Raw genomic sequence first — 23048 nt, 5'->3', positions numbered from 1 at the left:
CGTGGAGTCACACCAGGGCGGCGGCCTCCTCCAGGGTGAGGCCGCCGCCTTCGGCGTATGCGCTCTCGTACGCCGCGTCCCCGAGCTCCGCGCGGACCGCCGCCTCGGAATCGGCCCGGCCCTCGCGCTCGTAGCGGGGCGAGAAGTGGCCCGGCGGCAGCAGGGCGTCGGACGCCCCGAGTATCCGGGCCGCGTCCGCGGCTCGTTCCGGGTGCCTCAGGGCCAGCGCACCGGCCGCGGTCACCAGGTGCAGCGAGGGCATCTGCGGAGCGACCATCAGGGTGAGCGGGTCCCGCGCCTTCTCCAGCGCGTGGCGTGCCCTGCTCAGGGACAGCTCGTAGTCGGCGTCGACGAGGTCGAGCCGGGCGAGGAAGCCGGTGATCATGCCTTCGAAGATCGCCATGGTCGCGGACTGGAACGACGTCAGCAGCACTTCGACCTCGGCACGCGCCTCGGGGACGCGGCCGGTGCGTCCCAGCCACAGCGCGAGGTACAGCCGGGCGAAGACCGTCGAGTCCCGGCCCGCTCCCCTGCCATCGGCCAGCACGTCACGGATCAGGGCCTCGCCCCGCTCGCTCTCCCCCATCTCCAGCAGGACGCCGCCGAGACGGGAGCGCAGCACCGCTGTCTGGGCCTGGGCACCGACCTGCTCTGCGTATCCGATGGCGGACGTGAAGTCCTCGGCGGCGAGCGGGTATTCGCCGCGGTTCTCGCGCGCCTCGCCGCGCGCGGACAGGGCCTCTGCCGCACCGAAGGCATCGCCGATCCGGGTGAAGATCTCCAGGGCCTCCTCCGCGTCGCGAGCCGCGTCTCCGGCCCACTCGCCGCGGTTGGCGAGCACATTGGCCCGCGCCTGGAGCGAGGAGGCGAGCTCCCACTCGTATCCGAACGCGCGGCAGGCCTCGGTGGTCCTGTCGAGCAGGATCCTGAGCTGCTCGGCCTCTCCGGTCATCACGACGGCGAAGAACCAGAGCGAAGCCGGGGGGCGGCAGGTCTGCGGCAGGCCCGGCCGATAGGCCTGGGTGATCCTACGCAGCCGCTCCGTCTTCTCCGGCGACGTCCAATCGTCCACGTCGTAGTCCATGAAGACCATCCGGATCAGCGCGGCGCCGCGCCGGGCCTCCTGGAGCAACTCGGGCGACATGGGCGGCGGGGCGTCCGTGAACCGTTCGCTGATCGGCGGGGCGGGCTGGACGGGCGGCGCGAAGGGGTCCGGGCCGAGCTCGCCGGCGGCAGTGGCCCAGTGCCGGGCCTCGGTGCGCAGATCCCGCATCTGCCAGTACCAGGACAGGCAGACGACGAGGTAGAGCGCCTCCTGCTCGTCGCGGGCGGCGACGGCGCGGCGCAGCGCGGTGCGCAGATTCTCGTACTCGAGCTGCAGCAGGCCGACGGCCGCGCGCTGGCCGGAGCCGCGCAGCAGGGGGTCGGTGGCGCGTACCAGCTCCCGGTAGTGGACCAGGTGCCGCCGCTCCACGGCGGTGCGTTCGGCGGCCTGGTCGAGGCGTTCGGCGGCGTACTCTCCGACGGTTTCGAGCAGGCGGTAGCGCATCTGGCCGTCGGGGGTGGGTGCGGCGACGACGAGCGACTTGTCGATGAGGGATCCAAGGACGTCGGCGACATCGAGGTCCGCGTCCGGTTCCGCGCAGACCGCCTCCGCGGCGGCGAGGTCGCAGCCGCCCGCGAAGACCGACAGCCGCGGCAGTACGGCGCGTTCGGAGTCGTCGAGGAGGTCCCAGGACCAGTCAACGACGGCCCGCAGGGTCTGCTGGCGCGGCAGTACGGTGCGGCTGCCGCTGGTCAGCAGGCGGAAACGGTCGTCCAGCCGGTCGGCGATCTGGCGCGGGGTGAGCATCCGCAGGCGGGCCGCGGCGAGTTCGATGGCGAGCGGCAGCCCGTCGAGCCGGTGACAGATCTCGGCGGCGGCCTCCGGGTCGTCCTCGGTACGGAAGCCGGGCCTGGCCGCGGCGCCGCGCTCGGCGAGCAGGCGCAGCGCCATGGGGTCGGGCAGCGGGTCCACCGGGCGCACCAACTCCCCCGGCACACCCAGCGGTTCACGGCTGGTCGCCAGCACCGTGACGCCCGGGCAGCTTTCGAGCAGCCGCTCGGCGAGGGCGGCGGCGGCGCCGACGACATGCTCGCAGTTGTCGAGGAGCAGGAGCATACGGCGGCGCGCGCAGTGCTCGGTCAGCCGCAGCACCGCGTCGTCGCTGTGCCCCTCCGCGGCCCTCAACTCCTCGGCACCGGCGCCGCGCAGCACGGTCTCGCGCGCGCCGAGCGCGTTGAGGACGGCCTCCGGGACGGTCTCCGGGTCGTCCACGGGCGCGAGTTCGGCGAGCCAGACCCCGTCGGGCCACGGACTCTGTCCGGTCGCGGCGACCCGCTCGGCGGCCTCCTGCGACAACCGGGTCTTCCCGGCGCCGCCGGGCCCGAGAAGCGTGACGAGCCGGGCGGCGGCGAGGTCGCCGTGGATGGCCTCGATGTCGGCGTTGCGCCCGACGAAGGAGGTGAGGCGGGCGCGCAGGTTGCCGGGGGCGTACGGCCCCTGCGCGGAGCCTTTCCTCACCCCGCCCTCCCCCAGACTCCGCCCGGGGAGACCCCCAACCTCCCGCGCCTCAAACTCCGGCGGGGCTGAATTGGACAGCAACTCCCCGTGCAGCGCCCGCAGTTCATGACCCGGGTCCGCCCCCAGGCTGTCCGCCAGCAGCCGCCGTACCTCCTCGTACGCCGCCAGCGCCTGCGCCGCCCGCCCCGCGTCCCGCAGCGCCCGCAGGCGCAGCACCTGGAGGCGTTCGTCCAGCGGGTGCGCCTGGCACAGCGCGGCGAGCTCCGGCAGCGCCTCCTGCGCGCGGCCGAGCGCGAGCGCCGCCGCGAGCCGGGCCCGGCGGGCGTCCAGGCGGCGGGCCTCCCAGCGTGCCGTCTCGGACGTGCGGTCCGGGAGGTCGGCCAGCACCGGCCCCTGCCACAGCGCCAGCGCGTCGTCGAGCAGCGCCGCCGCCTTGACCGCGTCGCCCTCGTCCAGCGCCCGCACCCCCTCCCCCGCGAGCCGGTCGAACCGGTGCAGGTCCACGTCGTCGCCCGTTGCGCACAGCCGGTATCCGCCGCTGTCCGCGGAGGCGACCGCCGCGTGCCCCAGCGCGCGCCGCAGCCGCCCGACGAGGGCCTGGACCGCGCCCACCGCGTCCGCGGGCGGATCGCCGTCCCATACCTCGTCGACGAGTACGCCGACCGGGACCGTACGCCCGGCCCGCAGGGCCAGCACGGTCAGCAGCGCGCGCAGCCGCGCACCGCCGAGCGCGACGGGGGTGCCGTCGTCGTGAAGTGCCTGAGTGGTGCCGAGTACCCGATAGTGCACCCGCCCATTGTCACCCGGTGCCGAACCGGGCCCGCGCAGCAGGAACCCCCGCGCACCCCCGGGACGTTCTCCCCACGTCACCGGTACGGTCGATCCGCACGTCCCTCCCCCTAGGCCCTGGCGGGCGTGGGGGGACCCCCAGCCCTCAGGAGCCGCACCCATGACCACCGCCACCTCTCGCCACAGCGACCGGCGCATTAGTCCGGTGTTCCTCGGGATCGTCGCCGTGATGGCGGTCACCGGGTGGGCGGTGTGGACGGACTTCGCGGCGAGCCCCGGCGTGGCCGTGTTCCTGTTCGTCACGTCGGCATGGATCGTCTCGCTGTGTCTGCACGAGTACGCGCACGCCCGCACGGCGCTGCACAGCGGTGACATCACCATCGGCGCGAAGGGCTACCTCACCCTCAACCCGCTCAAGTACACGCACGCCGTGCTGTCGATCGTGCTGCCCGTCATCTTCCTGATCCTGGGCGGGATCGGCCTGCCCGGCGGCGCGGTGTTCATCGAGCGCGGCCGCATCAGGGGGCGCTGGAAGCACAGCCTGATCTCCGCGGCCGGGCCCCTGACGAACGTGCTGTTCGCCGTCGTCTGTACCGCGCCGTTCTGGCTGGACGCGCTCGACGGCGTGCCTACGGACTTCCGCCTCGCGCTCGCCTTCCTGGCATTCCTCCAGGTCACGGCCGCCATCCTGAACTTCTTGCCGGTCCCTGGCCTGGACGGCTACGGCGTCATCGAGCCCTGGCTCTCGTACAAGGTCCGCCGCCAGATCGAGCCCTTCGCACCGTTCGGGCTGCTCGCCATCATCGGACTGCTCTGGATCCCCGAGATCAACCATGTGTTCTTCGACGTGGTCGACGCGATCCTGAACGGGCTGAACGTCTCCGGGAACGAGGCGGCGGCAGGAGGGGACCTCTACCAGTTCTGGCCCGACCTCTCGCTCAATCTCCAGCGGTGAGGCGCCCCTTGCGCAGGTAGTACCAGGTCATGTTCGACGCGAGCCCGGCCAGCAGTACCCATACGATCCCGAGCCAGCTGCCCTGCGCGAAGGACACCACCGCTGCGGCGACGGCGAGGATGCAGACGGCGAGGGAGTACAGAGCGAGGCGGGGCATGGGGTACGGCTCCTGTCCGGGTACTGATGGCATACGCCGTCCAGTGTCCCCCATGCCCGCGCCCGCCCCTGTCACCGCCTACACGTCGGTGACGCGCAGCCCCGCGTGCGCCTTGTAGCGGCGGTTCACCGAGATCAGATTGGCGACCAGCGACTCGACCTGGTGGGCATTGCGCAACCGGCCCGCGAAGACTCCACGCATGCCCGGGATGCGGCCCGCCAGCGCCTGCACGATGTCGGTGTCCGCGCGTACCTCGCCCAGCACCATCACATCGGTGTCGATCTCCTCGATCGACTCGTCCTGCAGCAGTACGGCGGACAGATGGTGGAAGGCGGCCGTCACCCGCGAGTCCGGCAGCAGGGCTGCGGCCTGCTCGGCGGCGCTGCCCTCCTCCGGCTTGAGTGCGTACGCGCCCTTCTTGTCGAAGCCGAGCGGGTTGACGCAGTCGACGACGAGCTTTCCCACCAGCTCCTTCTGCAGCGCATCGAGGGTCTTGGCGTGCCCGTCCCACGGCACGGCCACGATCACCACATCGCTGCGCCGGGCGCACTCGGCGTTGTCGGCGCCCTCGATACCGAGGCCGAGCTCCGCGGCCGCGGTCTCGGCGCGCTCCACGGCGCGGGACCCGATGATCACCTTCTGGCCCGCCCTGGCCAGCCGATAGGCGAGCCCGCGGCCCTGGTCGCCGGTTCCGCCGAGAACGCCGACGATCAGACCGGATACGTCGGGAAGGTCCCAGGGATCCTGGGCCGGGGCCTTCGGCGCGGTGCCTGCACTGTCACGAGAAGTCATGCGCCCGACCTTACTTCCTGGTATCGGCACCCGATCGGGTGAGCCGGTGGCAAACCGGCCCGCCCGGTACGGCCGTCGTGCACGATGCGGGGCCATGGATGCTGTACGCGTAGCCCTCCTGCGGGAAGTCCTGGCCGGTACGGAGTGGCCGGCGGCGACCCGGCGCTTCGCCGGGACGCTGCGCTCGTCGGTGGTGCCCCAGGGCGGCGGGCTGCTGCTGGTCGGGACCGAGGAGTACGAGCCGTGGCATCTGGCCGCGCATCTCGTGGACGAGGCGGCCTGGTCGGGACAGCCGGAGCTGACGCCGACGCTCGTACGGCACCGGGTGCGGCCCGGGGACCCCGCCCAACTGGCCGTCGGGCTCGGCAGGCTGCAGGCCGCGCGACGCGGCGAGACCCTGCTGGTGGTGGCACCCACGCGGCCGGACGCGGGGCTTCTTGAACGGGTGCACGACGCACGGCGGGCCGGGGCGACGGTGCTGGCACTGGACGGCGGGGACGCGGAGGTGCACGGGCTGGCGCACGAGGCGCTGACGGTGAGCGACCGGGTGGACGAGGTCGACATCGACACGGTGCAGCATCTGGTCAGCGCGGCGGCGGGCGAGAACGTGGTGCCCGCGGCGCGCGGGCGGCGACGGCTCAGGGACCGGCTCTCGCGGCTCGCCGACCAGCTGACGTCGCCGCCGCCCGCGCGCTGGTAATTCGGTTGCCGGGGGCGACGAGAGGCGCGGACGATGACCCCTCGTGACCTCCAAGCTCTCCTCCGTACTGCCCGACCTGTCGCCGTGGCGGTCCTCCCGCGACTTCCGGCTGCTGTGGATCCAGGGCCTCGTCACGTACTTCGGCAGCTTCATGGCGATGATCGCCCTGCCCCTCCAGATCAAGGAGCTCACGGACTCACCGCTCGCGGTCGGTGCGATGGGCGCGGTGGAGCTGGTCCCGCTGGTGGTCTTCGGCCTGTACGGAGGGGCGCTGGCGGATGCGGCCGACCGCCGCAAACTGATCCTCGGCTCCGAGGCGGGCCTGGGCCTGCTGGCCGTGATCCTGCTGGTGAACGCGCTGCTGCCCGACCCGATGCTCTGGCCGCTGTACCTGGTCGCAGCAGGCGTCTCCGCGCTCGCCGGTCTGCAACGCCCGGCGCTGGACTCGCTGATGGCCCGCATCGTCCCCCACGACCAGCTGACGGCGGCGGCCGCGCTCAGTGCCCTGCGCTGGCAGCTCGGCGCGATCGCGGGTCCCGCGCTGGCGGGTCTGGTCGTGGCGTACGCCGGTCATGCACCGGCGTACGCGATCACGGTCCTCGGCTTCGTCGCGTCCGTACTGCTCTGTCTGCGCCTGGCCGCGGCGCCGCCCGCGCACGGCGCGGACAAGCCGTCGCTGCGGGGGATCGCCGAGGGGGCGCGCTACGCATGGTCGCGTCCGGTGCTGCTCGGGACATACGCGATCGACCTGGCCGCGATGTTCTTCGCCTTCCCCAACACGATCTTCCCGTTCCTCGCGGACGACCTGGACGCGCAGTGGGCGCTCGGCCTGATGTACGCGGCGGGCTCGGTCGGCTCGGTGGTGCTCAGCCTGACCAGCGGCTGGACGTCCCGGGTGCGACGGCACGGCCTCCTCGTGGTCTTCGGCGCGGCGGGCTGGGGCCTGGCGATCGCGGCGGCGGGCTGGTTCTCGAACGTCTGGCTCGTGCTGCTGTGCCTCACCTTCGCGGGCGCCGGCGACATGCTGAGCGGCCTGGGCCGCTCGACGATCTGGAACCAGACGATCCCGGAGGAGCTGCGCGGCCGGCTGGCAGGCATAGAGGTGCTCTCGTACAGCGTCGGCCCCCAACTGGGCCAGGTCCGCGCGGGCGCGATGGCGGGCTGGACGGGGACGCGCGCGGCGATCTGGAGCGGGGGCGTGGCGTGCGTGGCCTCGGTGGGACTGCTGGCGGGGGCGCTGCCGGGGCTGCTGAGGTACGACGCGGACACGGACGAGGACGCGGCGCGCAGGCGTGCGCAGCGGGAGGAGGCGGCGCGGGTCTGACCGCCTGCGGCGGGCCTGTTCCCCACCCCGCCCCTTCCCGAACTGGGGCTCCGCCCCAGACCCCGTACGCGCTTCGCGCGTGTCCTCAATCGCCGGACGGGCTGGAATGTGCGGCCCTGCCGCACATTTCAGCCTCGCCGGCGTTTGAGGCGCGGGGGTCCGGGGGCAGCGCCCCCGGTTACGGGAAGGGGCGGGGTGGGGTGAAGCCCCGCGCAGCGGCACCCGCACCCGCGCCCGCACCGCGGGCCCCCACCACACCTACGCCGAGTCGTCCTCGCCCCTGCCCGCCCCGTCATGCCACCGCGGATCCGTCTCCCACTCCAGATTCCGCTCCCGCGCCGTCTCCATCGCCTGCTCCGCCTCCCCGCGCGTCGCGTACGGGCCGAAGCGGTCCTTCGCCGGGCACTCCGGGCCCTCTTCGACCTTCTTGTGCTCCAGGCAGTAGTACCACTCGCCCGGTTTTCCGACCGTGCGCTTCTTGAACAGGGCCATCGTGGGCTCCTTCCTCTCCCGCCATGCTGCCCCACACGTTCCCCCGTAGCCCTTCGGGCACGGGAGGGACCCCCTCGTTAGACTCGCGGCATGTCTGGCCAGTCGCTGCTAGTACCAGGGGAGCTCTCTCCCATCCGATCCGTCCCCGGAAGCATCCGGCGCCCCGAGTACGTCGGGAAGCCCGCGCCGACGCCGTACACCGGGCCGGAGGTCCAGGACTCCGACACCGTCGAGCGCATGCGCATCGCCGGTCGTATCGCGGCGCAGGCGATGGAGGAGGCCGCCAAGCACATCTCGCCCGGCGTGACCACGGACGAACTGGACCGGGTCGCGCACGAGTTCATGTGCGACCACGGCGCGTACCCCTCCACGCTCGGCTACCGCGGCTTCCCCAAGTCCCTGTGCTCCTCGATCAACGAGGTCATCTGTCACGGGATTCCGGACTCGACCGTCCTGCGCGACGGCGACATCGTGAACCTCGACGTCACCGCGTACATCAACGGTGTGCACGGCGACAACAACGCCACCTACCTCTGCGGCGACGTCGACGAGGAGTCGCGCCTGCTCGTCGAGCGGACCCGGGAGTCCCTCAATCGCGCCATCAAGGCGGTCAAGCCCGGTCGCCAGGTCAATGTCATCGGCCGGGTCATCGAGTCGTACGCCAAGCGCTTCGGCTACGGCGTGGTCCGCGACTTCACCGGTCACGGGATCAACTCGTCGTTCCACTCCGGGCTGATCATCCCGCACTACGACGCCGCGCACGCGACCACCGTCATCCAGCCGGGCATGACCTTCACCATCGAGCCGATGCTCACGCTGGGCACGCACGAGTACGACATGTGGGACGACGGCTGGACCGTGGTGACCAAGGACCGGAAGCGGACGGCGCAGTTCGAGCACACGCTGGTGGTGACCGAAAACGGGGCCGAAATTCTCACCATGCCGTGATCGCTTCGAGGAGTAGGGTTTTTACCGACAGGACGTCGGGAACACATCGACTTAGGTAAGCCTAAGCAGGAAGACCGGTCGCGGCAAGCGCCAGCGCCGCCATCGCTTCCTTTCCCGTCACCATCGGTCCCTGGAGGCCCGCCTTGGACGCCACGACCACGTCCGGTACGCCCTTCTCGACGCTCATCCGTGTTGCCTCGCACGAACAGCACACCGAGGCGGAGACCTCGACCTTCATGAGCGACCTGCTCGGCGGCCGACTGGGCGTGAGGGCGTACGCGCGCTACACGGAGCAGCTGTGGTTCGTGTACCGGGCGCTGGAGGACGGCGCCGAGTCACTCAGGGACGATCCGGTCGCGGGGCCCTTCATCCGGCCGGAGCTGATGCGCACGGCCGAGCTGGAGCGCGATCTCGCGCATCTGCGGGGCGCGGACTGGCGCGAGGAGCTCGCACCGCTGCCCGCCACCGTCGCGTACGCCGAGCGGGTCGCGCAGTGTGCGCGCGACTGGCCCGCCGGTTATGTCGCGCACCACTACACCCGCTACCTCGGCGATCTCTCCGGCGGCCAGATCATCCGCGACAAGGCGGAGAGGACCTGGGGCTTCGCACGCAAGGGCGACGGGGTGCGGTTCTACGTCTTCGAGCAGATCCCCAACCCGGCGGCGTTCAAGCGGGGTTACCGCGACCTGCTGGACGCGGTGAACGCGGACGATCTGGAGAAGCAGCGGATCGTCGACGAGTGCAAGCGGGCGTTCGACTACAACGGCGCGGTGTTCCGGGAACTCGGAGCAGAGTTCCCGCTCAGCGCATAGCGGGAACGGGTGCCGCGAGGCGCACGCGGCCACCGATCTCGATCGTGCCGTCGGGGCCGGGGGCGGTGAGGATCTGCGAACCCCGGCCCTGCGTGATGTTCAGCGCCCGCCCCAGCCGGTCGGTGAGCAGCAGCGCGGCGGCGCCGGTCGCCTCGTCCTCGTCGATTCCGTCGCCCCGCCCGGGAAAGGCCCGCGCCCGGACCCGGCCGGCGGCCTCGTCCTCCCACGCCCACGCGTAGACCCACTCGCCCGTCGGCGGCACCTCCAGCGCCTCGACCTCGGCGGCCGAGGCGTACTGCCGGAGCGTGCGGGGCGGCGCCCACTCGGCGCGCGCCGTGATCCAGGTGAACTCACCGTCCTGGCAGACCCACACCTCGCCCGCGGGTGGGTTCACCACCTCCAGATCGAGCAGCCAGGCGGCGCCGACGAGGGGATGCCCGGCGAAGGGGAGCCGGAGGCCGGGGGTGTAGATGTCGACGACGCCGCGCTCGGGGTCGTCGACGAACACGGTCTCACTGAAGCCCAGCTCGGCGGCGAGGGCCTGCCGCGACGCCCGGTCGGGAAAGGCGCGGGGGTCGCGGACGACGCCGAGGGTGTTGCCGTGGCGGCCGTCCGCGCCGCAGAAGACCTGAAGTACGTCGAGCACGTCGCGTTGGTTCACCCCGACATTGAAGCAAGTCACTTCAAGCCAGTGACGGCGGATTGCGCGAAACGGCGATCGACGGCCTGGTTAATGAGGTAAGGCTAACCTAAACTGACGCCGACTCGGGCCGAAAGACCTCTCTTCACGCGAAGGCCAACTGGACAGCACGGCACCCCATGGCAGACTGCGCCCGACCGCTATTAGACAACGAACAAGAGGAAGGTGCATCGGTGCGCACAACTCGCCTTGCGGGTGCGGTGATTGCCGTGCTAGCCCTCGCCCTGACGGCCGGTGGATGCGGCAGTACGGACGACGCCGGACCGGCCACGAAGGGGAAGCCGGCCGGGGCCGCCGCCGCGCCCGACCGGGTCGAGCCACTGGCCGCGGCACCGAAGCCACAGGTGCCGGTCACCGTGACGTCGGCGGACGGGAAAAAGGTCACTGTCGCATCGACCGCGCGGATCGTGCCGCTGACACCGGCGCTGAGCGAGACCGTCTTCACCCTCGGCTTCGGAAAGCAGGTCGTCGCCCGCGACAACGCGACGTCCTTCGAACAGGCCAAGAAACTCCCCGTGGTGACACGCACTCACAACGTCTCGGCGGAGAGCGTGCTCTCGCTGAAGCCGACCGTCGTCCTCGCCGAGACCCTGACCGGCCCGGCCGAGGCCATCGGCCAGATACGCGACGCGGGCGTCCCGGTCGTGCTGGTCAAGCCGGGCAAGAGCCTGGCCGACGTGGGGCCGCGGATCGACGCGGTCGCGGCGGCGCTGGGCGTCAAGTCGGCGGGCGACGAGCTGAAGACGCGCACACAGACCCGCATCGACGCGGTTCAGAAGAAGATTCCGCAGCCGAAGGAAGGCAAGAAGCCGCGGGTCGCGTTCCTGTACCTGCGGGGCTCGGCGTCGGTCTACCTGATCGGCGGCGGTGAATCGGGAGCGACGTCGCTGCTGGAGGCTGCGGGCGCGGTGGACGCGGGCAAGGAGTCCGGCCTGACGAAGGACTTCACGCCGATCACCAGCGAGGCGCTGGCCAAGGCCGCGCCCGAGGCGCTTCTGGTGATGACGGACGGGCTGGAGTCGGTGGGCGGCGTGGACGGGCTGCTCAAGATTCCGGGCGTGGCGCAGACCCCGGCGGGCATGGACCGCAGGGTCGTCTCGGTCGACGACGGGGTGATCCTGAACTACGGGCCGCGGACGGATCAGGTGCTTCGGACGCTGGTCGACCAGCTTTACGCGAACGGAAGCTGAGGATGTCGTCCACGTCTGCGGAGGAGGCCCGGGCGGTGCCTGGGCCTCCGGCCTCCGAGCCGGGCGGTGCGGTGGCGGGCGATGCGATGCCGGGCCGACCCGAGCCGGGTAGCCCGGAGCCCAGTTCGCCCGCGCCGAACGCTACTTCCCGTACCGGTACGACGGCTCAGGCGGACGCGCCCGCGCCGGGCGCTCCCGCCCCGCCGGGCAACCCGGAGCCCAATGTGCCTGTGGTGAACGGGACTTCCCAGGCCGGGGCCGACGTCGCGTCGGCGTCCGCGCCTGCGGCGGGCCTGTTCCCCACCCCGCCCCTTCCCGAGCCGGGGGCTCCGCCCCCGAACCCCCGCTCCTCAAACGCCGACGGGGCAAGTCACCGGGTTCGTGGTGCGTGTGGGCCAGGGGGCGTTGGTGGTTGCTGTCCGGCTGACGGTTTCGCGGGCGAACCGCAGCGGGCGAATCCGGAACCCCCACCTCAGTCGCCAGCGGGTGCTCCGGTGGAGCCCGTCCCGCGGAGGACGTACCTGCTCACCGGGTCCCTCGTACTCTCCCTCCTCGTCCTCTCCCTCCTCTCCGCCGGGCTCGGCGCCTACGACATCCCCCTCAGCGACGTCGTCTCCTCCCTCCAGCACCGCATCGGGCTCGGCGGGCACGCCCTCGATCGTGTCGGCGAGAGCGTCCTGTGGAATGTCCGGCTGCCGCGCGTCGTGCTCGCCCTGCTCGTCGGGGCCTCCCTCGGGTGTGCCGGGGCCCTGATGCAGGGCGTCTTCGGCAATCCCCTCGCCGAGCCCGCCATCATCGGGATCGCCTCCGGCGCGGCCGTCGGCGCCGTCGGGGCCGTTGCGCTCGGGCTGAGTTTTCTCGGGAACTGGACCGTGACCGCCTGCGCGTTCGTCGCCGGGCTGGTGACCGTCCTTGTCGTGTACTCCCTGTCCCGTTCGGGCGGCAAGACCGAGGTCGTCACGCTCATCCTCACCGGCATCGCCGTGAACGCCTTCGCCGGCGCCCTGATCGGGATCTTCATCTTCTTCGCGGACAACGCCCAGATCACCCAGATCACCTTCTGGCAGCTCGGCTCGCTCTCGCAGTCGACCTGGCCGAGGGTGCTCGCCGTACTGCCGTGCGCGGTCGCCGGGCTCGCCGTCGCGCCTTTCTACGCACGCAAACTGGACCTGCTCGCCCTCGGCGAACGGCCCGCCCGGCACCTCGGTGTCGATGTCGAGCGGCTCCGTATCACCCTCGTGCTGGTCGTCGCGCTGCTCACCGCCGCCGCCGTCGCCGTGGCGGGGATCATCACCTTCGTCGGCCTGCTCGTGCCGCATCTGCTGCGGATGGCGCACGGCTCCGGTCACCGTTATCTCATTCCGGGCAGCGCGCTCGGCGGTGCGCTGATGCTGGTCGCGGGCGACCTCGCCGCGCGGACCGTCGCCGAGCCCGCGGAGCTTCCGCTCGGGGTGCTCACCGCGCTGTTCGGCAGCCCGTTCTTCTTCCTGCTGCTGCGCAGGACCCGTCGTAAGCAAGGGGGTTGGGCATGAGGGCCCTGAAGCGTCTCTTCGCCGCACACGGGCGCGAACTGCCCGCTCCCCCCACCCCGGGCATCCCGCTCGTCGAGGCGCGCGGCCTCCATGTGCGGCTCGGGCAGCGCGAGGTGCTCGGCGGTGTCGACCTCGCCGCCCACCCCGGCGAGGTGCTCGCGCTGGTTGGGCCCAACGGCGCAGGGAAGTCGACGATGCTCGCCGCCCTCGCCGCCGATCTGCCCCCGGCGCGGGGTGAGCTGCGGATCGCGGGCCGCCCGGCCGCAGAGCTGTCGGCGCCGGAACTCGCCCTGCGCCGCGCCGTGTTGCCCCAGTCGGCCACCCTGTCGTTCCCCTTCCCGGTGGAGGACGTCGTACGGATGGGACGCGCGCCCTGGGCCGGTACCGTCCTGGAGGAGCAGGACGACGCGGCCGTCGCCGAGGCGATGGCCGCCACCGAGGTGGCGGGGTTCGCGGCGCGGCCCTTCTCCGCGCTGTCCGGCGGCGAGCGCGCCCGCGTCGCCCTCGCCCGCGTACTCGCCCAGCGGGCCCCCCTGTTGCTGCTCGACGAGCCGACCGCGGCGCTCGATCTGCGCCACCAGGAGCTGGTGCTCCGCGTCTGCCGGGAGCGCGCCGCGGCCGGGGACGCGGTCGTCGTGGTGCTGCACGATCTCGGGCTCGCCGCCGCGTACGCGCACCGGGTCGCCGTGCTGCACGCCGGACGGATCGCGGCCGAGGGTCCTCCCGCGACGGTTCTGGACGACGAGATGCTGAGCCGGGTCTACCGGCAGCCGGTCGAGGTGCTGCCGCATCCGCGGACCGGTGCGCCGCTGGTCGTCCCGAGGAGGGGGATGTGACATTCGCTTGACCTTGTCGTGACGGTGCCGTGTCCGTACCCCTCATGTGAGAGCTACATCACTGGACGGGTGGGTATCGGTGAGGTAAGCCTCGGTTAAGTTAGGTCCGCCTCACCCTCGTACCCCGGTACTCGTCCTCTGTGGAGCCCGTATGCGACCCGTCCGTCTGTCCGTCGTCACCGCCGCCGCGACCGTGGCTGCTCTGACCGCCGTCACGGGATGCTCCGAGAAGAGCGACGCCAAGGCTTCCGACGGTGCCGTCTCCGTCACGGCGAAGGACGACTCCTGCGAGGTGTCGAAGAAGGAGTTCCCGGCCGGCCATGTCGAGCTGGCCATCGAGAACAAGGGCAGCAAGGTCACCGAGGTCTATCTCCTCTTCCCCGACGACCGCATCGTCTCCGAGCGCGAGAACATCGGCCCCGGCACCAAGCAGAAGCTCACCGCCGAGGTGAAGGCGGGCGACTACGAGATCGCCTGCAAGCCCGGCATGAAGGGCGACGGAATCCGCCAGAAGGTCACCGTCACCGGCGGCAAGGCCGCCAAGCGCAGCCCCGAGATGGACAAGGCCGTCGCCGATTACCGCACCTACGTGCAGGCCCAGGCCGACGAGACCCTGCCCAAGGTCAAGATCTTCACGGCCGCCGTGCAGGCGGGCGACATCGAGGCCGCGAAGAAGGCGTACGCCGACTCCCGTATCGGCTGGGAGCGCACCGAGCCCGTCGCCGAGTCCTTCGGTGACATCGACCCGAAGGTGGACCTCCGCGAGGACGGCCTGGAGAAGGGCCAGAAGTGGACCGGCTGGCACACGCTGGAGAAGGCGCTGTGGCAGGACAAGAAGATCGGCGCCGCGGAGAAGACCCTCGCCACCACCCTCATCACCGACCTGACCGCCTGGCAGAAGCGGGTCGGCAAGGCGGACATCTCGCCGACCTCCATGGCCAACGGCGCCAAGGAGCTGCTCGACGAGGTCGCCACCGGCAAGGTCACCGGTGAGGAGGAGCGCTACAGCCACACCGACCTGGTGGACTTCAAGGCGAACGTCGAGGGTGCGCAGAAGTCGTACGAGCTACTCAAGCCGGTCGCGTCGAAGAACGACCCGAAGCTCGTCGCCGAACTGGACAAGCAGTTCGCCGCGCTGAACAAGCTGCTCGACAAGTACCGCAAGAGCCCGGCCTCGTACGAGTTCACCTCGTACGACAAGGTCGGCAAGGCGGAGCGCAAGGAACTGTCGGACGGCGTCAACGCGCTGGCCGAGCCCCTGTCCAAGCTCGCCGCCGCCGTCGTGAAGTAAGGGGGGACCACACAATGTCCGAGGAGACCACCAACAGCCAGGCCCCGAGCCGTCGTTCGCTGATCGGCTGGGGCGGTGCGGGGCTCGCGCTCGGCGCCGCCGCGGCGGGCGGGGCCGCAGTCGCCCTGACCCGACAGGACACGCCGACCGAGCCCGCAGCCGAGAGTGGCGCGGCCGTGCCCTTCCACGGCGCGCACCAGGCGGGTATCGCCACCGCCGTACAGGACCGGCTGCACTTCGCGACGTTCGACGTGAAGACGAAGGACCGCGCCGAGCTGGTCCAGATGCTCAAGGACTGGACCCGGGCGGCGGAGCGGATGACGGCCGGACAGGCGGTCGGCGAGGGCGCGTTCGGCGGCCTCGCCGAGGCGCCGCCGGACGACACCGGCGAGGCCCTCGGTCTCAAGCCGTCCCGCCTCACGCTCACCATCGGCTTCGGCCCGTCCCTGTTCGCCAAGGGCCGCTTCGGTCTGGAGGGCAAGCGCCCGGCGGCCCTGGCGGAGCTGCCCGCGTTCCCCGGCGACAATCTCGACCCGGCGCGCAGCGACGGCGACATCTGTGTGCAGGCCTGCGCGGACGACCCGCAGGTCGCCGTGCACGCGATCCGCAACCTCGCCCGGATCGGCTTCGGCAAGGTCGCGGTCCGCTGGTCGCAGCTGGGCTTCGGCAAGACCTCGTCGACGACGCCCGAGGCGCAGACCCCGCGCAACATGATGGGCTTCAAGGACGGCACCCGGAACATCGCCGGTACGGACAAGGCCGCCCTCGACAAGCACGTCTGGGTCTCCGAGAAGGAGGGTTCGGGCTGGCTGACGGGCGGCTCGTATCTCGTCGCGCGCCGGATCCGGATGAACATCGAGACCTGGGACCGTACGCCGCTCAAGGAACAGGAAGACATCTTCGGCCGCGACAAGGGCGAGGGCGCGCCGGTCGGCAAGGCCAAGGAGCGCGACGAGCCGTTCCTGAAGGCGATGCTGCCGACCGCGCATGTGCGGCTCGCGCACCCGGACAGCAACGGCGGCGCGAGGATCCTGCGCCGCGGCTACTCCTTCACCGACGGTACGGACGGTCTGGGCCGCCTGGACGCCGGGCTGTTCTTCCTCGCCTACCAGCGCGACGTCCACAAGGGCTTCATCCCCGTGCAGCGCAGTCTCGCGGGGAGCGACGTCCTCAACGAGTACATCCAGCACGTGGGTTCGGCGCTGTTCGCCGTCCCGCCGGGCGTCCGCGACAAGGACGACTGGTGGGGCCGGGCGCTGTTCTCCTGACCTGAAGGGACCCGACGTGTTCGGCAACTATCTGATCGGCCTGCGCGAGGGCCTGGAGGCCAGCCTGGTCGTCTGCATCCTGATCGCGTATCTGGTGAAGACGGGGCGCCGCGATGCGCTCCGTCCGATCTGGATGGGCATCGGGGTCGCGATCGCCCTCTCGCTCGGCTTCGGCTTCGCGCTCGAATACGGCTCGCAGGAGCTGACGTTCGAGGCGCAGGAGCTGCTCGGCGGCTCGCTGTCGATCCTCGCGGTGTGCCTGGTGACCTGGATGGTCTTCTGGATGCGGCGCACCGCGCGGCATCTGAAGGCCGAGCTGCACGGCAAGCTGGACGCCGCGCTGCAGATGGGCACGGCCGCGCTGGTCGCCACCGCGTTCCTCGCGGTGGGCCGCGAGGGCCTGGAGACGGCGCTGTTCGTCTGGGCGTCGGTCAGGGCTGCCACCGACGGGGACGGTACGCAGGCGCCGCTGATCGGCGTGCTGCTCGGCATCGCCACCGCGGTCGTGCTGGGCTGGCTCTTCTACCGGGGCGCGCTGCGGATCAATCTCGCCAAGTTCTTCACCTGGACCGGCGGCATGCTGGTGATCGTGGCGGCCGGTGTCCTCGCGTACGGCGTCCACGACCTGCAGGAGGCCCGCTTCCTCGGCGGTCTGGCGGACAAGGCCTTCAACATCACGGCGACGATCCCGCCGGACAGTTGGTACGGCACGCTGCTGAAGGGCGTGTTCAACTTCCAGCCGGACCCGACCGTCCTCCAGGTCACGGTGTGGGTGCTCTATCTGATCCCGACGCTCGGCCTGTTCCTGGCCCCGGTAGGGTTCGGACGGTCAGTGGGGGTCAAGGAGCAGAAGGCAACCGATGAGAAGGCCGATTCGGGTGGGAAGGCTGCGTCTGGCGGCGACGGGTCTGACGGCGACGACAGTGCTGTCCCTGACGGCGAGCGGATGCGTGACGGTGCACGGGGAGCGGGAAGTCGTACCGTCGGCGACGAAGGCTGAGGCCGCGCAGGCACTCAAGGACTTCACCGACGCGTACAACAAGGCCGACAAGGCCTATGACCCTGCTCTGGACGCGGACCATGTCACCGGTGCGCTCGGCGCGATCAACCAGGCCGGTCTCAAGGCACGCGGCGTCAACTATCCCGACGGCAACCCCCAGCATGTGCCGCTGGAGCTGACCGACGCGAAGTTCACCATCCCGAAGAAGGCCGGCTGGCCGCGCTTCTTCCTCGCCGACGTCGACTCCAACCGCGACCAGGACCAGGGCAATCAGGACAACCGCTGGGTGCTGGTCTTTCTGCGCGACAGCCCGGACGACATCTGGCAGGCGGCGTATCTGACGATCCTGCGGCCCAACGCGATTCCGGCCCTGAAGACCGACGAGGACGGCTTTGCCGAGCCGGTCGCCCCGGACAGCGCGGCGCTCGCGGTCGCTCCCCGCGATCTGAGCGAGGAGTACTCCTCGTACATGCAGAACGGGAAGCCGGAGCACTTCAAGGACGGGCCGCACACCTCGGAGTGGCGCGCGTCCCGCAAGAAGGAAGAGAACCTGCCGGGGATACGGACGCTGTACATCGACCAGGCGCTGGACTCCGACGACTTCGGGCCCCTGGGGTTCGTCACGCGGGACGGCAGCGCGCTGGTCTTCTTCACCGTACGCAACTACGAGCGGCAGATCGCCGCGCAGGGTGTACGGCTGCAGGTCGTCCCGGATGTGAAGGCGCTGCTGACGGGCGAGGTGAAGTCCACGCTCACCAAGGAGCGGATCTCCAGCCAGGCGGTGACGGTTCCGGCGGGCGGCGGCGAGGTCGATGTGCTCGGACGCCTGACGGGCCTGACGGCGGCGAAGGGTTCGTAGCCCCCGCCCTGGTCCGTCGCGACCGAGCCGGCGGCCGAGCTAGGGCCTGTCGTTTGGATCAGGCCGGATCAGTGAGCGGGGTCTGGTGCGTGCGATCGCAAGGCGGAGGATGGGGGTCCCCCCGCCGAAGGCAGGGGGAGAGCCGACGCGGAGCGTCGGCGACTGACGACAACGCAGCATGGGGGCACCTCCCGTGCCCGAAGGGCTACGGGGGAGTGCGTGCCAGGGCACGCGAACCCGGCAAGATCCGAACGACAGGCCCTAGCGACCGAGCGGCCAGGCCACCGCGGACTGGTCCACCGACTCGTTCTCGCCCGCGTACTTCGCGCACGCGTCCGTCAGCGTCTCCAGCAGCGTCAGTGGGTCGGGCAGCGGATGTTCGAGGCCTCGTACCCACTTCATCTCAAGGCCACCGGGCAGCCGCGCGGGCGGTACGAGCACATAACTGCCGCGGCAGTGCCAGCGCAGCCCGGGGTGCTCGTCCATCGTCTCGGGATGGCAGTCCAGTTCGCAGGGCCACCACTCGTCCTCGTCCTCGGGGGTGCCGCGGGTGGCGGTGAAGAACAGCATCCGGTCCTCGCCGTCCTCGGCGACCGGGCCGACCTCGATGTTCAGGTCGAGGAGGCGTTCCAGGGCGCTGCGGCCCGCCTCCAGCGGTACGTCGAGCACGTCGTGGACCATGCCGGTCGCGGTGATGAAGTTCGCTTCCGGCTGGCCTTTCGCCCAGCGCTCGATCTGGCCGCGGTCGGTCGTGGACTGCGTCTGCCAGGCGAAGGAGACGGGATGCCTGCCCGGTGTGGGGCAGCCGATGCGTTCACAGGAACAGCGGTAGGAGACGGGGTGCGCGGCGGGCGCGAGCGGCAGTCCCGCTTCGGCGGCGGCCAGCAGCAGGGGCGCGCGGCGGGAGTCGTCGGTGTCGGTGTTCTTGGGGCGGCGGCGCAGCCACTGGGGCAGCCGGCTCTCCCTGGACAGCCTGTTCTCCGTGCCGCGGAAGCGGCCGATACCGTCGCCCATCTATCCCCTCACACCTCACGCTCGCCCTACGCGGACTCTGCCATGGTCCCACCATCCTGCTCCCCGGGTGGCCACGGTCCCCGACCGGGGTCCCTTCCGGCATATTCCGGGAGGGGAGCCGGGAGGGAATGAAGCACGGGCGTACGGCGACCGGCAGCTCGCGTACAAGACGATGAATCACCCGATCGGTGCACATCGCAGGGGCCCTACAGGCCTCACCATGGGCGGCAGTTGCCACACCCGACCGCGAGGAGCCCTCATTGCCCCGTGACGCCACACCCCGGCGCTACCTGATGTGCCCACCCGCGCACTTCAAGGTGACCTACTCCATCAACCCATGGATGGATCCGGCGAAGCCGGTCGACCTGCCGCTCGCCCTCGCCCAGTGGGAGGACCTGCGCGACCGCTACCGCTCACTCGGCCACACCGTCGAGCTGCTGGAGCCGCAGGAGGAACTGCCCGACATGGTCTACGCCGCGAACGGTGCGACCGTGATCGACGGGCGGGTGCTCGGTGCCCGCTTCGCGCACGCAGAGCGCGAGCCCGAGGCCGGCGCGCATCTCGACTGGTTCCGGGCGAATGGTTTCGCCGAGATCCACGAGCCCGCGCACATCAACGAGGGCGAGGGCGACTTCGCCGTCACCGCGTCCTATCTGCTCGCGGGCCGGGGCTTCCGTTCGAGCCCGCTCTCGCACGCCGAGGCACAGGAGTTCTTCGGCAGGCCGGTCATCGGGCTCGATCTGGTGGACCCGCGGTACTACCACCTGGACACGGCGCTGTGCGTCCTGGACGACGCGGGCGACGAGGTCATGTACTACCCGGACGCGTTCTCGGCCGGCAGCCGTTCGGCGCTGGCCCGGCTCTTCCCGGACGCCCTGATCGCGGATGAGCAGGCCGCGGCGGAGTTCGGTCTGAACGCCGTGAGCGACGGCCGTCATGTGCTGCTGCCCCAGTCGGCGGTGGGGCTGTTCGAGCCACTGCGGGACCGGGGGTTCGAGCCGATCGGCATGGACCTGAGCGAGCTGCTGAAGGGCGGCGGCAGCGTGAAGTGCTGTACGCAGGAGCTGCGCGGCCAGGAGCTACGGATGTGATGCTTGACGCTCACTCGCCGTGGGGCGGCCAGGGGTCGCCCCACGACGCGTCCCGCGCCGATTTGTACAGCGCGCCGTGGCGCTTGGCCACCGTGTCGCGGCGCAGCCCCTCCGTGTCCGTGCACAGGTCGAGAAGCACCAGGCCCTTGCGGATCTGGGGTTTGCGGGTGACGCGGGATGCGGCCGGGTTCGCCGGGAAGCGCACCGCGGCGACATAGCTGAACTTCTCGTCCTCGTACGGGAGTGAGCCGCCCTTGACCTGGCGGTGCAGCGAGGAACGGCTGACCCTCGCCGCGAAGTGGCACCAGTCCGTGCCCGGCTCGATAGGGCAGGCGGTGCTGTGCGGGCAGGGCGCCGCGACGGTGAGGCCGGCGGCGATCAGGCGGTCGCGGGCCTCGATGACGCGGGCGTAGCCGTCGGGGGTGCCGGGCTCGACGATCACCACGGCCTGGGCGGCGCGGGCCGCCTCGGTGACGACCGCGTCGCGGTCCTTCGCGGTGAGCTCCTTGAGGACGTACGAGACCGTGACGAGATCAGTGCTCTCTATACGGAGCGCTGCGCTGATCCGCGAGCGCTGCCACTCGGCGGCCCGCAGCGCGGGAACCCCCGAGGCGACGGCCAGTTCACGCCCCAGCGCCAGCGCGGGCTCGGCCCAGTCCAGGACCGTGGTGCGCGGGGCATCCTCCTCCCACGCCTCGGCGACCGCCCAGCTCGCGGCGCCCGTCCCGCCGCCGATGTCCGTGTGCGTCGCCGGAGTCCACTCGGGGGCCGCCGCCCGCAGCGCGGCGAGCGCGGACCGTACCGCCTCGAAGGTCGCGGGCATCCGGTACGCGGCGTACGCGGCGACGTCCGAGCGGTCTCGCAGCACCGGGGCGTCGGTCGGGGTGGTCCCCCGGTAGTTGGCGATCAGCCGGTCGACGGCCTGCGCGGCCTGCTTCGGCGGCAGCCCGTCCAGAAGCACGGCCAGGGCGGTGCGCAGGGCTTCCGCGGTGGGGAGTGTGGCGTTCACCGGGAAATTCTAAGCGGTGCCGGGGAAGCCCGGGTGGGAGAAGGTGGGGGTACCTCCCGTGCCCGAAGGGCTACGGGGGAGGGTCGGCCGAGTCTGGCAGGCGCAGGATGGGGGTCCCCCCGCCGAAGGCAGGGGGAGAGTCCACGCGGAGCGTCGACGACTGACGACAACGCGGCCAGGCGACAGCCATCGGCACGCGACGCCACCCGGGCTTCCCCGGCACCGCTTACACGCGCGCGGGGGATCCGGGCCCCGCGGCCCGAGCGGCACGGAACCGGGACGATACGGGGACAGAATCGAACTCCTGGGAGCCCGGCGGCAGTTGCTACGCTGACGGCCGTCGCCGCACACGGAACGTGCTGCACCGCTCACGGGGGGACCATGAGACAGCGGGTCGTGCGCCTGGCCCTGGTGGCCGGGGTGAGCGTACTGGCCCTGCTGCTCCTGCTGAGTATGTGCGGCACAGGCGAGGGCGACGCCGGCGGCGACAAGCCCCGCAAGCCGGTCCGGCACAGCGCGGCGCCACTGACCCGGCTCACCGTTCCCTCCGCTTACGACACCCGGCAGGGCTGGGAGATCACCAACGCCTCGCCCGAGTACGCGATCGCACAGGACAGCGGCCGCGTCGGCTATCTGGAGCGGGTCCAGGACGACAGCTTCCGGCTGCGCACCCTCGATGCCGCCACGGGCAGGCCCGGGTGGACGGGGCTGCCCTGGCATCCGCCCGCTTCGGACGAGCAGTTCCCGCGACTGCTGTCCGTCGCCAAGGACGGCCGCGAGTACTTCGTGACCTGGTCCTTCGGCAAGGCGGGCGAGGACGCGCTGACGCCGGCGGACACCTTTGTCGCGCTCGATGTGTACGACGTGGCCGACGGTGCCCGGCAGCGGATCGAGGTCCCCTGGCCCGCCGCGCCGACCGTCTCGGGCACCGGCCCCGGCATCCTGATCAGCGACGGCCGCACCCGGACCGCGGTGGTCGATCCGGTCTCGGGCGAGGTGTCCCGGGTGCCGGAGAGCGCGCTCGGCCACCCCAAGGGCTGTACGGGCTGCCGCCGGCTCACCGAGGTCCGCGCGCTGACCGCGAAGGGCCTGCTGCTGAGCGGGGATCCGGGGTTCTGGGTGCGCGGCGGTTTCTCCAGCCGCGATGTGGCCCCGGCCGGTAGCGACCCGGCCTCCGGCGTGCCGACCTCGATCGTCCCCGGCTACGTACTGGCCAAGTGGCAGCCCGCGAAGGGCGGCAGGGACTCAGGGGCGTACGACGTCTGGGCGGTGCACGACGCGGCGACCGGGAAGCCGCTGGTCCAGGCGCGGTGCCACAAGCCCGCGATCGAACCGGGCGAGTATCCGCAGGCCGTGCCCGCGCCGGGCGGCGGCTATCTGGTCGCCGGGAATCTGGCCTTCGATCTGGAGCGGCGTACGGCGCACTGCTTCGAGGAGTCGGACGGCTCCAAGCCGCTGACGCTCACGTCGGTGACGGACTCGGGCACGGCGTACGGAGCGACCAGCGCGCTCAGCGCGGCGGACGCGCTGGCCGGCGGCGGGAATCCGATCGAGCTCGATCTGGCCACCGCCGCGCCCCGGGCGCTGTCCCCCGATGTCCGGCTGCCCGCCGCGGAGGCCGCGGGCGTCGGGATCTTCAGCTGGACGGACGCGAAGGACCGGCTGCATCTGATCGGGTACCCGCGCCGCGAGAAGTGAGCCCGGGGTACGAGTGGGACAGCTTCGG

At 71.5% G+C, this 23048-nt stretch carries 21 protein-coding genes; 14 read left to right on the top strand and 7 right to left on the bottom strand.

What is annotated here, in order from left to right; all coding sequences use genetic code 11:
- Positions 1-7 precede the first annotated feature (7 nt).
- Positions 8-3352: an AfsR/SARP family transcriptional regulator gene (locus OG905_RS29165; protein WP_328678548.1), complete on the bottom strand. Its 3345-nt coding sequence runs from the start codon at positions 3350-3352 to the stop codon at positions 8-10.
- A 160-nt stretch (positions 3353-3512) separates the two neighbouring features.
- On the opposite strand from OG905_RS29165, the gene OG905_RS29160 reads away from it, so the two are divergent.
- The gene (locus tag OG905_RS29160) at positions 3513-4307 is read left to right on the top strand and encodes a site-2 protease family protein (protein WP_328678547.1); all 795 of its coding nucleotides are present in this window, start codon (positions 3513-3515) and stop codon (positions 4305-4307) included.
- Here the strand turns inward: OG905_RS29160 and OG905_RS29155 are convergent.
- Together OG905_RS29155 and npdG are read right to left on the bottom strand one after the other, a co-directional pair.
- Positions 4291-4518: a hypothetical protein gene (locus OG905_RS29155; protein WP_328678546.1), complete on the bottom strand. Its 228-nt coding sequence runs from the start codon at positions 4516-4518 to the stop codon at positions 4291-4293. The two genes, OG905_RS29160 and OG905_RS29155, sit on opposite strands and share 17 nt — an antisense overlap.
- A 24-nt stretch (positions 4519-4542) precedes the next feature.
- Positions 4543-5256, bottom strand: a complete 714-nt coding sequence (npdG, locus tag OG905_RS29150; RefSeq protein ID WP_328678545.1) for an NADPH-dependent F420 reductase — start codon at positions 5254-5256, stop codon at positions 4543-4545.
- Between the two features lie 94 nt (positions 5257-5350).
- Here npdG and OG905_RS29145 point away from each other — a divergent pair, with 94 nt between their 5' ends.
- A complete protein-coding gene (locus OG905_RS29145; protein ID WP_328678544.1) occupies positions 5351-5956 on the top strand; it encodes a hypothetical protein in 606 nt (201 codons plus the stop codon).
- A gap of 43 nt (positions 5957-5999) precedes the next feature.
- Positions 6000-7280 (top strand): MFS transporter, encoded by a 1281-nt coding sequence (locus OG905_RS29140; RefSeq protein ID WP_328678543.1) that lies wholly within the window; start codon positions 6000-6002, stop codon positions 7278-7280.
- Between the two features lie 258 nt (positions 7281-7538).
- On the opposite strand, the gene OG905_RS29135 is transcribed toward OG905_RS29140, so the two are convergent.
- Positions 7539-7772, bottom strand: a complete 234-nt coding sequence (locus tag OG905_RS29135; protein ID WP_328678542.1) for a hypothetical protein — start codon at positions 7770-7772, stop codon at positions 7539-7541.
- 90 nt (positions 7773-7862) lie between these two features.
- Between OG905_RS29135 and map the strand changes: the two genes are divergently transcribed.
- Positions 7863-8720: a type I methionyl aminopeptidase gene (gene map, locus OG905_RS29130; RefSeq protein WP_328678541.1), complete on the top strand. Its 858-nt coding sequence runs from the start codon at positions 7863-7865 to the stop codon at positions 8718-8720.
- 143 nt (positions 8721-8863) lie between these two features.
- A complete protein-coding gene (locus OG905_RS29125; RefSeq protein ID WP_328678540.1) occupies positions 8864-9532 on the top strand; it encodes a biliverdin-producing heme oxygenase in 669 nt (222 codons plus the stop codon).
- Here OG905_RS29125 and OG905_RS29120 read toward each other — a convergent pair.
- Entirely contained in the window at positions 9522-10193 is a 672-nt protein-coding gene (locus OG905_RS29120) for a PhzF family phenazine biosynthesis protein (protein ID WP_328678539.1), read from the bottom strand. The genes OG905_RS29125 and OG905_RS29120 overlap by 11 nt on opposite strands.
- Positions 10194-10351: 158 nt before the next feature.
- Between OG905_RS29120 and OG905_RS29115 the strand changes: the two genes are divergently transcribed.
- The 7 genes from OG905_RS29115 to OG905_RS29085 all read left to right on the top strand — a co-directional run bounded on the left by OG905_RS29115 (position 10352) and on the right by OG905_RS29085 (position 18208).
- Entirely contained in the window at positions 10352-11422 is a 1071-nt protein-coding gene (locus OG905_RS29115) for a heme/hemin ABC transporter substrate-binding protein (protein WP_443044007.1), read from the top strand.
- 494 nt (positions 11423-11916) lie between these two features.
- Positions 11917-12954, top strand: a complete 1038-nt coding sequence (locus tag OG905_RS29110) for a FecCD family ABC transporter permease (protein WP_328678537.1) — start codon at positions 11917-11919, stop codon at positions 12952-12954.
- A complete protein-coding gene (locus tag OG905_RS29105; protein WP_328678536.1) occupies positions 12951-13790 on the top strand; it encodes a heme ABC transporter ATP-binding protein in 840 nt (279 codons plus the stop codon). Before OG905_RS29110 ends, OG905_RS29105 begins: the two co-directional genes overlap by 4 nt.
- Before the next feature lie 151 nt (positions 13791-13941).
- Positions 13942-15081, top strand: coding sequence for an iron uptake system protein EfeO (efeO, locus tag OG905_RS29100; protein ID WP_328678535.1), 1140 nt, complete (start codon positions 13942-13944; stop codon positions 15079-15081).
- A 14-nt stretch (positions 15082-15095) separates the two neighbouring features.
- Complete coding sequence (gene efeB, locus OG905_RS29095; protein ID WP_328678534.1) at positions 15096-16349, top strand: iron uptake transporter deferrochelatase/peroxidase subunit; 1254 nt, start codon at positions 15096-15098, stop codon at positions 16347-16349.
- A 16-nt stretch (positions 16350-16365) separates the two neighbouring features.
- Complete coding sequence (gene efeU / locus OG905_RS29090; protein WP_328678533.1) at positions 16366-17349, top strand: iron uptake transporter permease EfeU; 984 nt, start codon at positions 16366-16368, stop codon at positions 17347-17349.
- On the top strand, positions 17300-18208 hold the full coding sequence (locus OG905_RS29085) for a hypothetical protein (protein ID WP_328678532.1): 909 nt from the start codon (positions 17300-17302) through the stop codon (positions 18206-18208). The genes efeU and OG905_RS29085 overlap by 50 nt, the downstream gene beginning before the upstream one ends.
- A gap of 261 nt (positions 18209-18469) precedes the next feature.
- Here the strand turns inward: OG905_RS29085 and OG905_RS29080 are convergent, their stop codons facing one another.
- Positions 18470-19222: a bifunctional DNA primase/polymerase gene (locus OG905_RS29080; RefSeq protein WP_328678531.1), complete on the bottom strand. Its 753-nt coding sequence runs from the start codon at positions 19220-19222 to the stop codon at positions 18470-18472.
- 260 nt (positions 19223-19482) lie between these two features.
- Between OG905_RS29080 and ddaH the strand changes: the two genes are divergently transcribed.
- Positions 19483-20313 carry a dimethylargininase gene (gene ddaH, locus OG905_RS29075; protein WP_328678530.1) on the top strand — a complete coding sequence of 277 codons (831 nt, stop codon included), beginning with the start codon at positions 19483-19485 and terminating at the stop codon, positions 20311-20313.
- 10 nt (positions 20314-20323) lie between these two features.
- Here ddaH and OG905_RS29070 read toward each other — a convergent pair whose 3' ends face one another.
- Positions 20324-21322 carry a small ribosomal subunit Rsm22 family protein gene (locus OG905_RS29070; protein WP_328678529.1) on the bottom strand — a complete coding sequence of 333 codons (999 nt, stop codon included), beginning with the start codon at positions 21320-21322 and terminating at the stop codon, positions 20324-20326.
- Between the two features lie 381 nt (positions 21323-21703).
- Here OG905_RS29070 and OG905_RS29065 point away from each other — a divergent pair, with 381 nt between their 5' ends.
- Entirely contained in the window at positions 21704-23020 is a 1317-nt protein-coding gene (locus tag OG905_RS29065) for a hypothetical protein (RefSeq protein WP_328678528.1), read from the top strand.
- Positions 23021-23048 lie beyond the last annotated feature (28 nt).

Source organism: Streptomyces sp. NBC_00322 (assembly GCF_036147535.1).
Lineage (GTDB): Bacteria > Actinomycetota > Actinomycetes > Streptomycetales > Streptomycetaceae > Streptomyces.
This window is presented reverse-complemented; position numbering and strand designations above follow the sequence as displayed.

Coding starts and splice junctions, on each gene's coding strand:
- OG905_RS29155 (WP_328678546.1), bottom strand. CDS start 4,518: ATGGGGGACACTGGACGGCGTATGCCATCAGTACCCGGACAGGAGCCG.
- efeO (WP_328678535.1), top strand. CDS start 13,942: ATGCGACCCGTCCGTCTGTCCGTCGTCACCGCCGCCGCGACCGTGGCT.
- OG905_RS29065 (WP_328678528.1), top strand. CDS start 21,704: ATGAGACAGCGGGTCGTGCGCCTGGCCCTGGTGGCCGGGGTGAGCGTA.
- OG905_RS29080 (WP_328678531.1), bottom strand. CDS start 19,222: ATGGGCGACGGTATCGGCCGCTTCCGCGGCACGGAGAACAGGCTGTCC.
- OG905_RS29115 (WP_443044007.1), top strand. CDS start 10,352: ATGGCAGACTGCGCCCGACCGCTATTAGACAACGAACAAGAGGAAGGT.
- efeB (WP_328678534.1), top strand. CDS start 15,096: ATGTCCGAGGAGACCACCAACAGCCAGGCCCCGAGCCGTCGTTCGCTG.
- OG905_RS29145 (WP_328678544.1), top strand. CDS start 5,351: ATGGATGCTGTACGCGTAGCCCTCCTGCGGGAAGTCCTGGCCGGTACG.
- OG905_RS29105 (WP_328678536.1), top strand. CDS start 12,951: ATGAGGGCCCTGAAGCGTCTCTTCGCCGCACACGGGCGCGAACTGCCC.
- OG905_RS29135 (WP_328678542.1), bottom strand. CDS start 7,772: ATGGCCCTGTTCAAGAAGCGCACGGTCGGAAAACCGGGCGAGTGGTAC.
- map (WP_328678541.1), top strand. CDS start 7,863: ATGTCTGGCCAGTCGCTGCTAGTACCAGGGGAGCTCTCTCCCATCCGA.
- OG905_RS29160 (WP_328678547.1), top strand. CDS start 3,513: ATGACCACCGCCACCTCTCGCCACAGCGACCGGCGCATTAGTCCGGTG.
- npdG (WP_328678545.1), bottom strand. CDS start 5,256: ATGACTTCTCGTGACAGTGCAGGCACCGCGCCGAAGGCCCCGGCCCAG.